General features: G+C 37.7%; 8 protein-coding genes. All 8 read left to right on the top strand.

Annotated elements, in window-relative coordinates; translation table 11 throughout:
* Nucleotides 1-145 precede the first annotated feature (145 nt).
* The 8 genes from MUN53_RS12730 (at nucleotide 146) to MUN53_RS12695 (ending at nucleotide 14,783) form a co-directional block, all read left to right on the top strand.
* Complete coding sequence (locus MUN53_RS12730) at nucleotides 146-1,072, top strand: FecR domain-containing protein (RefSeq protein ID WP_243325823.1); 927 nt, start codon at nucleotides 146-148, stop codon at nucleotides 1,070-1,072.
* A 148-nt stretch (nucleotides 1,073-1,220) separates the two neighbouring features.
* On the top strand, nucleotides 1,221-4,796 hold the full coding sequence (locus MUN53_RS12725; RefSeq protein ID WP_243325822.1) for a TonB-dependent receptor: 3,576 nt from the start codon (nucleotides 1,221-1,223) through the stop codon (nucleotides 4,794-4,796).
* 11 nt (nucleotides 4,797-4,807) lie between these two features.
* Nucleotides 4,808-6,700 carry a RagB/SusD family nutrient uptake outer membrane protein gene (locus MUN53_RS12720; protein WP_243325821.1) on the top strand — a complete coding sequence of 631 codons (1,893 nt, stop codon included), beginning with the start codon at nucleotides 4,808-4,810 and terminating at the stop codon, nucleotides 6,698-6,700.
* Nucleotides 6,701-6,716: 16 nt separating this feature from the next.
* Nucleotides 6,717-7,790 carry a metallophosphoesterase gene (locus tag MUN53_RS12715; RefSeq protein ID WP_243325820.1) on the top strand — a complete coding sequence of 358 codons (1,074 nt, stop codon included), beginning with the start codon at nucleotides 6,717-6,719 and terminating at the stop codon, nucleotides 7,788-7,790.
* Nucleotides 7,791-7,872: 82 nt separating this feature from the next.
* Nucleotides 7,873-9,552, top strand: coding sequence for an arylsulfatase (locus tag MUN53_RS12710; RefSeq protein ID WP_243325819.1), 1,680 nt, complete (start codon nucleotides 7,873-7,875; stop codon nucleotides 9,550-9,552).
* 178 nt (nucleotides 9,553-9,730) lie between these two features.
* Nucleotides 9,731-10,786 (top strand): family 43 glycosylhydrolase, encoded by a 1,056-nt coding sequence (locus MUN53_RS12705; RefSeq protein ID WP_243325818.1) that lies wholly within the window; start codon nucleotides 9,731-9,733, stop codon nucleotides 10,784-10,786.
* 80 nt (nucleotides 10,787-10,866) lie between these two features.
* Complete coding sequence (locus MUN53_RS12700; protein WP_243325817.1) at nucleotides 10,867-12,726, top strand: glycoside hydrolase family 127 protein; 1,860 nt, start codon at nucleotides 10,867-10,869, stop codon at nucleotides 12,724-12,726.
* Between the two features lie 17 nt (nucleotides 12,727-12,743).
* The gene (locus tag MUN53_RS12695) at nucleotides 12,744-14,783 is read left to right on the top strand and encodes a beta-L-arabinofuranosidase domain-containing protein (RefSeq protein ID WP_243325816.1); all 2,040 of its coding nucleotides are present in this window, start codon (nucleotides 12,744-12,746) and stop codon (nucleotides 14,781-14,783) included.
* Nucleotides 14,784-14,930: the final 147 nt, after the last annotated feature.

Genomic DNA, 14,930 nt, shown 5'->3' with positions numbered 1-14,930 from the left:
CCCTATTTTATTTTTTAGAAATAGTAGTATCCAGTTAGAGGAAAAGGGAAACCTGTCGTCTCATCCAATTTTTTTCTCAAAAAAATCTATTTTTGTTTAGGGATATCTTTTCGTGAATCGTTATAATAGAAAATTCGGTAAGAATATGGATGAATTGTTGATGAAATACATAAAGGGAGAAACAACACCGGAAGAAAGAGAAAAGGTGGTGCGTTGGTTGGACGAAGATCCGGAACACATGCATCAGTATCGTTCTTTACGGAAGCTTTATGATATTTCTTTGTGGAGTCCGATTGAAGAAACCCGGCAAGAGGAAAAACAAACACGGACATTCAAGCCGGTTTGGATTGAATTCTTGAAGGTGGCAGCCGTTATCCTGATTACCTTTTTAGGAACAAAAGCTTTCTTTGACGGAAAAGATGATCCGGTAAATATGCAAACCGTAATTGTTCCGGCCGGACAACGGGCTGAACTATTATTGGCCGATGGTACTAAAGTCTGGTTAAATTCTCGTTCGAAGTTAAAATTCCCGGATCGCTTTCAAAAAGACGCCCGGAAAGTAGAATTGGATGGAGAAGGATATTTTGAGGTGACCCATCAGGAAGAAGTTCCTTTTACAGTTCATACCTCCAAATATGATGTGAAAGTATTAGGTACCGAATTTAATGTAAAGGCATACAAAGATAAAGAACAGTTCGAAACCTCTTTGTTGAAAGGAAGCGTTGAGGTTTCAAATGCGAATAAATCGCAGACGATTCGTTTAAAACCGGATGAACAAGTGGTCAGTGACGGAGGTCAGTTAGTACGTTCAACCATTCAGAATAAAAACTATTTTCGTTGGAAAGAAGGATTGCTCTGTTTAGATGACGAGTCCATTGGTAGTCTGATAGAGAAGCTGGAGTTATATTACGATGTTAATATTGTAGTTCAAAGACCTTCGCTGATGAAATACCATTATTCCGGTAAATTCCGTATTCGGGATGGTGTAGAACACGTATTGAAAGTATTACAGCTAAAGCATAAATTCACCTATATAGAAGAGGAGGAACAAAATTTGATAATAATAAAATAAACAACGTGTTAAATCGAAGGCCTATGGTAAAATAAAAAAAGAAACAAAAAATTCGGAAGATGCTGCAACATCTCCCGAATCTGTAAGTCAGTGAATAATTGACTTTCCCTTAAATCAATTTAGTACTCACTTTTAACACTACAAATGTATGAAAAATATTTGTACCAGGCTGTTATTGCCTAAAATAAAAACACCTATAAAAACAAATCGAGCCATGAAATTAACCTGTGCTTTGTTACTTACCGCCTCTATGGGCGTCTTCGCGACGGGTAATGCACAAACCATGCGTGTAAATATTCAAGCTGATAATGTGTCTACCGGAAAAATTCTTTCAGAAATAGAGAAGCAGACCGATTATCTGTTTGTCTATAACAAGAAAGAAGTAGATCTGAAGAGAAAAACGAGTGTCAATGCAGTCAACAAAACAACTGCCGAAGTTCTATCAACCATCTTTGAAGGTACAGATATCATCTATGCCATCGAAGGAGAAAATATCATGTTGATGCGGAAAGAGCAAAACTTGGCTGTTGTACCGGATGCTGTTCAGCAGGATAACAAAATTACAGGAACCGTATTAGACCCTACTGGCATGCCTGTCATTGGAGCTAATATTATGATAAAAGGAACTACCAACGGAACCATTACTGATATGGATGGTAAGTTCTCGTTGGATGTACCGAAAGGTGCTACTTTAGTTGTCACTTATGTTGGATATACCAATCAAGAGATCTCAGTAGGGAATCAGAAAAAACTATCTATAACTTTAAGAGAAGATTCTGAGGCTTTGGATGAATTGGTGGTTGTAGGGTATAGTACACAAAAGAAAGTGAATTTGACTGGTTCTGTTTCAACAGTAAGTTTTGATGATAAATTAACCTCAAGACCAGTAACCGATGTCTCTCAGATGTTGAATGGCGCTTCTCCTGGTCTCCAGATTATGCAGAGTTCAGGAGAGCCGAATGCGGAGAGTTTTTCATATAACATACGTGGAGTCGGGACGTTGAACAGTTCAAGTCCATTGGTCCTAGTAGATGGAATGGAGCAAAGTATTAGTATGGTTAATCCATCAGATATTGCGAGTGTTTCCATTTTGAAGGATGCCGCTTCTTGTGCGATTTATGGAAATAGAGGAGCAAATGGCGTAATTCTTATAACAACGAAGAGTGGTTCTGATGGTAAAATTAGTATCAGTTATGATGGTACGGTTTCATATAATGAGCCATTTAAAATTATCCATACAATTTCCGATTATGTTTCGTATATGAAATTAATGAATGAATCAGCAAATAATCTTGGAAATTCAGATATATTCTCTCAAAATTCAATTGACCTTTGGGAAGCTGCAAATGCAGATCCAAATGGAACTTCAGCTTCAGGATATCCGAATTATGTAGCGTATCCTAACACGGATTGGTGGGATGAAATTTATACGAAGCAATGGATGCAGAAACATTCTATTTCATTGAATGGAAAAGAAAAGAAAACCGGTTATTCGATGAGTTTCTCTTATATTGATAATCCAGGTGTTGTTAAAAAAACAGGTTATCAACGATATATGGGACGTGTAAATTTGTATTCTGACATAACGGATTGGCTGCGTGTTGGAACTCGTACTTGGGGAAATGTCACAGACCGGGATGTTAGTAGCTCTGGTAGTGGCTTTTTCAATTCGATAAATACAATGAAGATGACACCTTGTATTTATCCTTATTATGATGGAAAGTATGGTGCACCGGAAGGTCCAGAGGATGATCCTCAATCTCATAATCCGCTTTGGGATATGGCCGTTTCAGATGGACATGATAAATATACGCAATTGTACACGGATTGGTATGCTCAAGTGAAATTCTTAAAACATTTTACCTATAATTTTGATTTCTATTATAAAGATCTTCGCCGAGAAAAGAAAACTGTGGATACTTCTATAGGGAAATACAGCTTTTTGAAAGGTGCTTACTCGACAGGTGCTGCAGATCCATCTACTCTTTATACGTATATGTACTATACAAGAGAGAATACGACTAAATTGAATCATTTGCTTAATTACAATCAATCCTTTGGAGGACATGATGTGTCTGCAATGATCGGATACGAAGAACAGACGTATAAATATCGTGTGACAGATGTAAGTAAATTAGGACTAACGGATGCGAGTGTTAGCGATTTAGATGCAGCTACCACACCATATTCTACATCTGGATATGGAACAGAATATGCAGCTCGTTCAGTTTTTGGTCGTATGAATTATGCTTATAAAGGTAAATATTTGTTTGAGTTTAATTTACGTTATGATGGTTCATCTAGGTTTGCTCCTGATTATCGTTGGGGAGCATTCCCTTCTTTTTCTGCGGGCTGGCGAATGTCTGAAGAAGCATGGTTGAATTCTGTTGATTGGTTGAGTAATTTAAAACTGCGTGCTTCTTGGGGTAAGTTAGGTAATAATTCTATAGGTAATTATGATTGGCAATCAGTTTATTCTTCTGCAAACTATTCAACGGGACAGGCAATAACAAGTGGTATAGCAATTACTTCAATTGCTAATGCCGCTTTAACTTGGGAAGAAACATCTGTGACTAATGTTGGTGTTGACTATGGTTTCTTTGGTAATAAACTATCTGGAGGTTTTGATATATATAACAAACTTACTTCTGGAATTCTTTATACGCCGGATATGTATATGGTAATGGGTAATGCTACAGGACCAAAAGAGAATATAGCAGAAGTAACGAACCGAGGCATTGAATTTGAATTAGGATGGTCTGATAATATTGGAAAAGATTTCAGTTATAGTATTCGAGGTCAATTTTCTTTTAATAAGAATTTTGTTAGTAAATATAAAGGAAAGTTAGAACGTGGATGGAATGTAGATCATTCGGAATATTCTACTAATATAGGAGATGTTTCTACTGGTAGTACGACACGGGTAATAGAAGGTCATGAGATAAATGAGTTTTATCTTCCAAATGTGTATAAAGGTAATGGAACTTATTTTAATGAAGATGGTTCTGTTAATGTAAATGGAGGACCGAAAGATGGTATGATTCGTACAGATAATGATATGAGATGGCTTCAAGCAATGGTGGATGCAGGTTATTCATTTCAACCTTACAATACAATAGCAAGGAATGGACTTTGGTATGGAGAATATATTTATGCAGATGCAAATGGAGATGGAATATATGGAAACTCATATGATTCGGAGTTCCAGGGAACCTCAGCAACTCCGAAATATAACTTTGGACTTTATGCAAATGCTAATTGGAAAGATTTTGATATTTCAATGACTTGGGGAGGTGCGGCTGGATTTAGTATTTATTACTATTCTACATCTAGAAACTCTAGTGAGACAGTTTATGGTTATGCAATTCCAGAAGATGTCGCAAATGACCATTATTTCTATGATCCAGAAAATCCATTCGATCCTCGTACCAATCAAGATTCGAAACAACCTCGTTTGGTTAATGTTTCGGGAGCTCAGAGTTCGGCAAGTTCTTCTTTGCATTTGGAAAAAGGTAATTTTATAAAACTTCGTAATCTAACATTTGGTTATACTTTGCCAAAAGAGTTATCTAAAAAGTTTTTTGTGGAACGGTTGCGGGTGTATGCTTCTGGAGAAAATTTGTTTGCAATCTCAGGCTTCTCAGGTCAAGATCCAGAAATGCGTACAACGGTAGGTTATTCTACAATGCGTCAATATGCATTTGGTATAAATGTTACATTTTAAATTTATAGGATATGAAAAGAATTATTAGAAATATAGCCGCTATTTTGGTAGGAATGACATTTGTTTTAGGATATTCAAGTTGCGATGTTGATCTTCTTGATACAACTCCTAGTAGTAGTATTTCAAGTGCAAATGTATGGGAAAGTCCAATATTAGCTCGTGCTGCAGTAATGGGTGTATATAATGAATTGTATGAAAAGTTTTCAAAAAATTGTACAGGACAGACATTAGGGATTCCCTATGATGCATTTTCTTCCGTTATGGATATTGATATGAATTGGAAGAATAGTTGTTTTGTTATTTCTGGTTCTTGTACACCCTCAACATCAGCCGTTTCTACTCATTATAAATTTTACTATACGATTATATATCGTGCAAATGATGTTATAAATAATATAGATAATGTACCTGAAATGGATGATGAAGAGAAAGCTAAATTGAAGGCAGAATGTAAGTTTTTACGTGCTTGGGCTTATTTCTATTTGAATGTTTTATGGAAAGGTGTTCCTATTTATACAGAAAATGTCCCTAATTCAGAAGCGACTAAAGCTCGTTCCTCAGAATCTGAAGTTTGGAATTTGATAATTTCAGATCTTACAGATTGTATAAATGAGGTTAATCTTCCTAATAAATATGCGAAAGGAAATAGTGATTATGGGCGTATCACAAAAGGGGCTGCATATGCATTAAGAGGACAGGTATATCAGTTTTTGGAAGATTATACAAAAGCTCTTGCTGATTTTGAAGCAATAGAACCTATGGGTTATTCGCTTTATAGCCCAAGTGATGGTGAAAAAGGGAATGATGATTTTTTCCAGTTGTTTAAACCTGCCAACGAACAGTGCGATGAAATGATATTCTCAATTCAGTGTGTTGAAACAACTGATATGGGAAATCCAAGAGGTATAAATTATGGGAACCGTTGTACTGGAGGTTCTGCTTGGAACAATTATTTGCCTAATCCTGCTTTTGTAGAAATGTTTGAATGTGCGGATGGTTCAGACTTTAACTGGGAAAAATATTGTCAGGGTTGGGATTCAATGAACCCGACAGAACGTGTTGTGTTTTTTTTACGTGATGGTTTGGAATCGGGTAACGGACATTGGGGAACAACTGATGCAACTTCAGATTATAAATCTTTATATGATAATATGGTAGCGTATGGAGCTGATATGACTAAATACTTAGATCAGGGAAATGAAGAAAGAATTCGTAAAGCATATGAAGATCGAGACCCGCGTTTAATGCAATCAATAATTACTCCATACTCGACCTATGAAGGTAATCAATCTGGCATTGGCAATCATACGTGGACACTTCGTTGGCCTTATATTTTGGATGCAGGTGAGCCATATGATATTCGTACAGATACAAATTCAAAGTTTTATTATTTGTGGAGAAAATATGTTACAGAAAATGATGAATGTACTACACGTTGGGTTTATTCAGAAGATATTATTTTGTGTCGTTATGCAGAAATACTTCTTCGTAGAGCAGAATGCTTAAATGAGTTGGGTAGAACGGATGAAGCTATTATCTATGTGAATATGATAAGAAAGCGGGCTGGGCATGTTTTATTAAATGATCCGACGTATCCTGCAACAAGTGTAAAAGGCCAGGAAGATATGCGGCAACGAATTCGGAAAGAGTTTTATGTTGAATTAGGTGGTGAAGATTCAATGTTTTTTAATGAGTTGCGTTGGGGTACGTGGTATGATCGGAAATTTAAAGATAATTCCTCTAATCAAGTTGGTGCTTTGAATTCAAATGGATTAATGCAAATATGGGGTGAAACTACATATAAGCATCTTAGTGTTGGTGAGCATATCAAAGTATGGCCAATTCCTGCAAAAGAAAGAGAAATGAATCCAAATTTAACCCAAAATGCAGGTTGGCAAGATTAATTAAATATATAATATTATGAAGTGTTTATTGTTTTTTATTAGCTGCTTATTTTGTGTTTCTTTGAATTCTTTTGCTCAAGATCGTGCAGATCAGCAGCATTTAACAGATCAGAACTCGTTTTCGATGATCTTGTTAGGTGATCCGCAAGGATACACGAAATATGATATTAATCAGCCATTATTTGATCTTTGTACAGCTTGGATTGCAGATAACATTGATCAGTTAAACATAAAAACAGTTTTATGTACGGGTGATATTGTTGAGCAAAATGAAAATATTGTTCGTAATCGTAAAATGCTGAATCAAACAAGTAGGGAAATGTGGGAAGCTGCCTCTAATGCTTTTAAACGTTTGGATAATAAAGTTCCTTATATTATTTCAGCAGGAAATCATGAATATGGCTATCAGCGATCAGAGAATGGAATGACTCATTTCCCTGAATATTTCCCGTTTGAAAGAAATTCAGCTTGGCGGGATATTTGCGTCAGTGCATATCCCAATCGAAATGGTTTAGCATCTTTGGAGAATGCTGCGTTTGAGTTTGCTGATCCGAATTGGGGAAAATTATTGGTTTTAACAACCGAATTTGCTCCTCGTGATGAAGTGTTAAATTGGGCTAAAAATTTAATATCTCAATCTTCTTATAAGGATCATAAAGTAATATTTATGACTCATTCTTTCTTAAAAGAACGAACTGCAGAAAGAATACAAGAGGAGACTTATGCTATTACTCCACGAAATTGGGGAGAAGCTATTTGGCAGAAACTGATAAAACCTTCAGAGAATATATTTATGGTCATTTGTGGTCATACAGGAAAGCCTGGGGATTTTGAAGATTCAGTTGCATATCGAGTAGATAAAAATTCCTCAGGAAAAGATGTTCATCAGATGATGTTCAATATTCAAATTCTTGGTGGAGGTTGGGAAGGTAATGGAGGTGATGGTTGGTTACGTATATTGGAATTCTTACCGGATGGGAAAACTATTAAAGTAAGAACTTATTCTCCTTTATTCGGGATTTCTCCATCGACAAAACACCTTGCTCATAGAACTGGGGCATGTGATCAATTTGATATTGTTGTTAAATAATATTCATAAAGATAGTCCATATTCGAATATGATGATGGACTATCTTTAATTTTTAGAAAATACAAAACCAATACATGGACTTATGTATAAATCTTTGTTGAGCTTGACTTCGTTAAACTTATTGACTGCTCTGTTTTCAAATGAATTGCTTGCTGTAAAAGATCCTCGTCCTAATATTATTTTAATATTGGCAGATGATTTAGGATATTCAGATATAGGTTGTTATGGAGGTGAAATAGAAACCCCAAACTTAAATCGTTTGGCTGAGGATGGAATAAGGTTTACACATTTCTATAATACAAGTAGAAGTTGTCCAACTAGAGCTTCATTATTAACTGGACTTTATCAGCATCAAGCTGGTATTGGACGTATGACATTTGATGATGGCCTTCCAGGTTATAGAGGGACCATGACTCATAATGGTGTGACGATAGCTGAGGTTTTAAAATCTGCTGGCTATAATACAGCTTGGGTTGGTAAGTGGCATGTCGCTGAGACACCATTGCGACCAGATCAAAGGCAATGGTTAGCTCATCAAGTGAAACATGAAGAGTTCGCTCCCAAAAATAATTATCCTATTAATAGAGGCTTTCAGGATTGTTATGGAACAATTTATGGAGTAGTTGACTATTTTGATCCGTTCAGTTTAATTTATGGAGATCAACCTGTAGATACTGTGCCTAAGGATTATTATAGTACAATAGCATTGGGGGATACAGCTGTTTCATTTGTGAATAAATATGCACAATCGGATAAGCCTTTTTTTATGTATTTAGCTTTTCATTCCCCTCATTGGCCATTGCATGCTTTACCTCAGGATATAGAAAAGTATAAAGATACTTATAAATGTGGTTGGGAAAAAATTAGAGAGGAGCGTTATAATCGTCAAAAGAGAATGAAACTTTTTGGTGATATTGATAATTTCTTGTCTCCTCGTCAATTTGAGGATTCTTGGGAAGATAATCCTGATAAAGAATGGGATGCTCGAGCTATGGCTGTACATGCGGCTATGGTTGATCGTATGGATCAGAGTATTGGGTTGCTATTAAAAGCATTGGAAAAAAATGGTCAAATAGACAATACATTGATTCTTTTTATGTCAGACAATGGTTGTAGTAATGAAATTTGCCAGTTATACTCTGAGGGAGAAAATGATAGACCTGCTGAAACTAGAGATGGTCGTAAAATTATTTATCCTAAGAAGAAAGAAATACTACCAGGTCCAGAAATATCTTATGCTTCTGTTGGCCCTAAATGGGCAAACGTTGCTAATACTCCATTTCGTTTTTGGAAAGCGAAATCTTATGAAGGAGGAATTTGTACTCCAATGATTGCACACTGGCCAAAAGGTATAAAACAAAAAAAAGGGAGTATAAATACCGCATATTGCCATGTTATAGATATTATGGCAACTTGTTTGGATATTACGAATGCAAGTTATCCTGATAAATATAATGGATATGATATTCAGCCTTATATGGGAGTAAGTATGCTTCCTATATTTGAAGGAGAAGAACAATCAGTAGAAAGAGATTTGTGTTTTGAACATTTTAATGAGAAGGCTTTGATTGATGCAGAAGGCTGGAAAATTGTTCAACCTAGTGATTCGAAAACTCAGGCTTGGGAATTATATGATTTAAATACAGATAGATCTGAAATGTTTAATTTAGCTAGTAAATATCCTAATAGAGTGAAGGCTATGGTGAAGCGATATTTAGAATGGGAAAAACAATGTAAAGTTGTTCCTAGACCAGCCAAGTAGTAGTTCTATTTGATTCTTCTTTACAGATCCGTTTTAGATTATAAGTTTTTACTAAAACGGATCTTATGCTATTAGTTTTTATGAGGATGATATTCGTTTTGAGATAATTATGAATAAATTTTTTCTTTTCTATTTGTTGCTAAACTTGTTTATAAATGTGTCATATTCTCAGAAGTTTATGTATGGAGAATATGGGAAAGTAAATACCCGAAGTGTAAAAACTCAATTACCGGAATCTTTGAAGCCTGTATTTAACTATTGGATTCGAGATACTTGGGCAATATTAGGCCCTGATGGATTCTATTATATAACAGGAACAACAGCTCCCCCTGAAAGGATATTTAAAGGGAAAATTCATTGTTGGGATTGGAATGATGGATTGTATCTTTGGCGTTCAGCAGATTTAAAAATATGGGAAAATCTAGGATTAATTTGGTCTTTAGATGAAGATGCAACATGGCAAGGAAAGCCTAAAGTATATGAGACAGATGAGATTTATGAAAATAAATCTATTAATGGAGATACATTAGATAACAAGTTTAGAGCTGTTTGGGCTCCTGAGCTTCATTATATTAAAAGTCTTAAGAATTGGTTTATTGTTGCTTGCATGAATAATTCTGCTAAAGGAAAAGGCTCTTTTATATTAAGAAGTAAAACAGGTAAACCAGAAGGACCATATGAAAATATTGAAGGGAATAAATATAAACCGATATTTTCTGATATTGATGGAAGTCTATTTGAGGATTCTGATGGAACAGTTTATTTTGTAGGACATAATCATTATATAGCAAAGATGAAACCAGACATGAGTGATTTGGCTGAAGAACTGATGAAAATAAAAGAAACTGAATACTATGCTGAGCCATATATAGAAGGTGCATTTATCTTTAAATTTGCTGGTAAATATCATTTAGTTCAGGCTATTTGGTCTCATCGGACATCAGAAGGTGATACTTATGTTGAAAAAGAAGGGATAACATCTCAAAATACACGCTATAGTTATGATTGTGTGATTGCGACTTCTGATAATATCTACGGACCTTATGGTAATAGATATTGTGCGATAACAGGAGGTGGGCATAATAATTTTTTCCAAGACAAAGATGGCAATTGGTGGGCAACTTGTTTTTGGAATCCTAGAGGGAATCAGGCATCTGAATTTCAGCAAACTTGCCAACCCGGACTTATACCTATGATCTATGAAAATGGTCAATTTCATCCTAAAGGATATTAGATGTTTATAAAAGTGTTGTTAGATTAAAATCCTAAAATCCTCCTATCTTTGTACAATAATAATTACTTAAATCAGACATCATGAAAAATCTAATTATTGTATCAGCGGCTTGTTTGGCTTTGGTGGGTTGTACAGGCACGAAAGAAGCGCAGAAAGAAGAAGCACCATTAAAGAGAATTAGTCAAGTGGACTTTTCGCATGTGAAAATAGAGGATGGTTTTTGGTCTCCTCGACTGAGTAAACATACAACGGCTACGTTACCGGTTTGTATCGATCAGATTGAGAATCAGACGGGTCGTATCCGTAATTTTGAGAATGCAGCGAAAGGAGAAGGAGAACATTCGGGTATTTTCTTCGATGACTCGGATGTGTATAAGGCTTTGGAAGGTATTGCATATAGTTTGATCAACAATCCGAATCCGGAGTTGGAGAAGAAGGCGGATGAATGGATTGACAAAATGGCCGCTGCCCAGCAACCGGATGGATATATCAATACGTATTATACGTTGACTGGCTTGGATAAGCGTTGGACAAATATGGATAAGCATGAGATGTATTGTGCTGGTCATATGATGGAAGCAGCAGTCGCTTATTATCAGGCTACGGGAAAACGGACGTTATTGGATGTAAGTATCCGGATGGCTGATCATATGCTGAGTGTTTTTGGTCCGGGAAAACGGCATTGGGTACCGGGACATGAAGAAATCGAACTAGCTTTGGTGAAGTTATATCAGGCAACAGGAGAAACGAAGTATTTGGATTTTGCCAACTGGTTGCTGGAAGAACGAGGTCATGGTTATGGCAGTAAAGGTGATGAGGGAGACTGGAATCCGGAATATTATCAGGATGTAGTGCCGGTACGGGATTTGGAAAGTATCTCCGGGCATGCTGTCCGTTGTATGTATCTATATTGTGGTATGGCGGATGTGGCGGCTTTAAAGCAGGATACAGGTTATGTAGAAGCTATGAACCGATTGTGGGATGATGTAGTATTACGAAATATGTACATCACAGGTGGTATTGGCTCTTCTGGCCATAATGAAGGTTTTACAGAAGATTACGATTTACCGAATCTGGAAGCTTATTGTGAAACGTGTGCTTCTGTCGGTATGGTATATTGGAATCAGCGTATGAATCAGTTTACGGGAGATGCCGAGTATGTGGATGTACTGGAGCGTTCGATGTACAATGGTGCTTTAGCTGGTGTTTCATTGACTGGAGACCGTTTCTTCTATGTAAATCCGTTGGAATCGAAAGGTGATCATCATCGGCAGGCTTGGTATGGATGTGCTTGCTGTCCGAGTCAAATTTCTCGCTTCTTGCCTTCTATCGGGAATTATATCTATGGAGTTTCCAATGAAGCTTTATGGGTAAATCTGTTTATTGGTAATACAACGAAGGTGAAAGTGGGTAATCTGGAAGTGACGATCCAACAGAAGACTAACTATCCGTGGGATGGAAAAGTGGAACTGAAGGTATCAGCAGCACAGGCTTTGGATAAAGAATTGCGTATCCGTATTCCGGGCTGGTGTAAAGATTATCAATTGTCTGTAAAAGGTCAGGTTGTAAAGGTTTCGGTAGATAAAGGCTATGCGGTGATTAAGGATTGGAAACCGGGCGATGTGATTTCTTTGGAAATGGAAATGCCGGTAGAAAAGGTAGCTGCTGATCCGCGTGTAAAGCAGGATGTTGGTAAGCGAGCTATTCAGCGTGGGCCATTGGTATATTGTTTGGAAGAAGTGGATAATCCGAAGGGTTTTGATCAGTTACAATTAGAAGCCGGGACCACTTTCGAAGTAGTAGATGCTCCGGAACTGTTGGGCGGTGTTAAACTGATTAAAGCTCAGTCTGGAAAACAACAAATGACCTTCATCCCATATTATGCATGGGATAACCGGGAGGCAGGACAGATGAAAGTGTGGATTGATTATCAGGAATAGTATAAATAGATTTAACCATGAAAAGAAGAATAGCTTTATGGGCAGCTTCGCTGGCTGTGTTTGCCTGTTCCTCTGTGCGGGCCGAAGAAGCTGGTTTCTCCGGAAACTACCAGAACAATCGTCAGCCTTTGCTGCAGAAAGAATATATTGAGTTGCCTTTGGGAACAATCCGGGCAAAAGGCTGGATGGAAGATCAGTTGCTTCGGATGAAGAAAGGGATGACGGGACATCTTGATCAAGTTTATGAACAAGTGATGGGCCAACGTAATGGCTGGCTTGGTGGGGATGGTGATGTCTGGGAACGAGGACCGTACTGGATTGACGGTTTGTTACCTTTGGCTTATATACTGGATGATGAGGAATTGAAGAAGAGAGTGCAGCCGTGGATTGAATGGTCGTTGGCTTCACAAAAGGAAAACGGATATTTTGGTCCGGATACTGATCGTCCGTATGAACCCGGTTTGCAGCGGGATAATGCTTACGATTGGTGGCCTAAAATGGTGATGCTGAAAATCATGCAGCAGTATTATTCGGCTACTGGTGATGAACGGGTGATTCAGTTGCTGACCAATTACTTCAAGTATCAGCTGAAGACTTTACCGGAAAGTCCGTTGGGACATTGGACCTTTTGGGGAGAACAACGCGGAGGAGACAATCTGATGGTGGTATATTGGTTATATAACATCACGGGTGATAAGTTTCTGTTGGAACTGGGTGAGTTAATTCATAAGCAGACCTTCAACTGGACGGATGTTTTTCTGCATCAGGATCATTTGAGCCGTCAGCTGAGTTTACACTGTGTGAATTTGGGACAGGGTTTTAAAGAGCCGGTTGTATATTATCAGCAGAATAAGGATCCGCAGCAGATTATGGCGGTAAAGCAGGCAGTGAAGCAGATCCGTAATACGATCGGATTGCCAACCGGTTTGTGGGGCGGCGATGAGTTACTTCGTTTTGGTAAGCCAACTGCCGGTTCGGAGTTGTGTACGGCTGTCGAGATGATGTTTTCGTTGGAAGAGATGCTGGAAATAACGGGTGATATTGAGTGGGCCGATTATTTGGAGCGAATAACATATAATGTATTACCAACGCAGATTACCGATGATTATTCAGCTCGTCAGTATTACCAGCAGTTTAATCAGGTGAATGTAACGCGTGATTATCGGGAATTCTCGACACCTCATGAAGATACGGATATTCTTTTTGGTGTATTGACGGGTTATCCTTGCTGTACCTCCAATTTACATCAGGGTTGGCCCAAGTTTGTACAGAATTTATGGTATGCAACAGCTGATAATGGTATCGCTGCTTTAGTTTATGGTCCGTCGGAAGTTATGGCAAAAGTAGCTGAAGGTGTAGGAGTGAAGATTCAGGAAGAGACTGCCTATCCGTTTGATGAGGCTATTCAGTTCCGGGTATCATTTACCGATAAATCAGTGAAAAAGGCTTTCTTCCCCTTCCATTTCCGTGTGCCTGGCTGGTGTCAGCGGCCGGTAGTCAAATTGAATGGTAAAGCCATTGAGGTAGATTTGTTCCCAGGAGAAGTTGCTCGGGTAAACCGGACATGGAAAGAAGGAGATTGTCTGACATTGGAATTACCGATGGATGTAGCTGTCAGTCGTTGGTATGACGGTGGAGCTGTAGTCGAACGTGGTCCGCTGTTGTATGCTTTGAAGATGCAGGAGAAATGGGAAAAGAAATCATTTGAAGCCGATAAAGTGGTGACTTATGGTCCCTGGTATTATGAAGTAACATCGGATACACCTTGGAATTATGCGTTATCGGAATCTTCATTTGCTCCTGAACGGATTCAGCAAAGTTTTATCGTTGAGAAACGTCCGTCGGTAACTGGTTATCCGTGGAATGTGGAGAATGCTCCGATCTCTATCAAGACTCAAGCCAAGCGGGTTAAGAATTGGACGTTGGTACGTGGCTCGGCAGGACCAGTCGCTTATTATACACAAATGGAAAACGATACGGAAGGAGAAGAAACCATCGAACTGATTCCGTATGGTTGTACGACCTTACGTATTGCTGAATTCCCGGTTAGAAGGTAAGTCCAGTTTGATGTATCTTGAGAAGATTGATAAAATACCTTAATTCCGCAACACTATAATTTAACTTTATTTATAAGTTCCTGAGCAACAAAAAGTTGCCCAGGATTTTGCCATGTCAGAATTTTCACTTATCTTAGTGTTGCAAAA

The sequence above is a fragment of the Parabacteroides faecalis genome, assembly GCF_022809355.1.
Lineage (GTDB): Bacteria > Bacteroidota > Bacteroidia > Bacteroidales > Tannerellaceae > Parabacteroides > Parabacteroides faecalis.
Note: the sequence above shows the minus strand (reverse complement) of the source record. Positions and strands in the feature narration are given on the sequence as shown.

Excerpts from the sequence above, each read along its gene's own strand:
- MUN53_RS12730 (WP_243325823.1), top strand. The coding sequence starts at position 146 with ATGGATGAATTGTTGATGAAATACATAAAGGGAGAAACAACACCGGAA.
- MUN53_RS12725 (WP_243325822.1), top strand. The coding sequence starts at position 1,221 with ATGAAAAATATTTGTACCAGGCTGTTATTGCCTAAAATAAAAACACCT.
- MUN53_RS12720 (WP_243325821.1), top strand. The coding sequence starts at position 4,808 with ATGAAAAGAATTATTAGAAATATAGCCGCTATTTTGGTAGGAATGACA.
- MUN53_RS12715 (WP_243325820.1), top strand. The coding sequence starts at position 6,717 with ATGAAGTGTTTATTGTTTTTTATTAGCTGCTTATTTTGTGTTTCTTTG.
- MUN53_RS12710 (WP_243325819.1), top strand. The coding sequence starts at position 7,873 with ATGTATAAATCTTTGTTGAGCTTGACTTCGTTAAACTTATTGACTGCT.
- MUN53_RS12705 (WP_243325818.1), top strand. The coding sequence starts at position 9,731 with ATGTATGGAGAATATGGGAAAGTAAATACCCGAAGTGTAAAAACTCAA.
- MUN53_RS12700 (WP_243325817.1), top strand. The coding sequence starts at position 10,867 with ATGAAAAATCTAATTATTGTATCAGCGGCTTGTTTGGCTTTGGTGGGT.
- MUN53_RS12695 (WP_243325816.1), top strand. The coding sequence starts at position 12,744 with ATGAAAAGAAGAATAGCTTTATGGGCAGCTTCGCTGGCTGTGTTTGCC.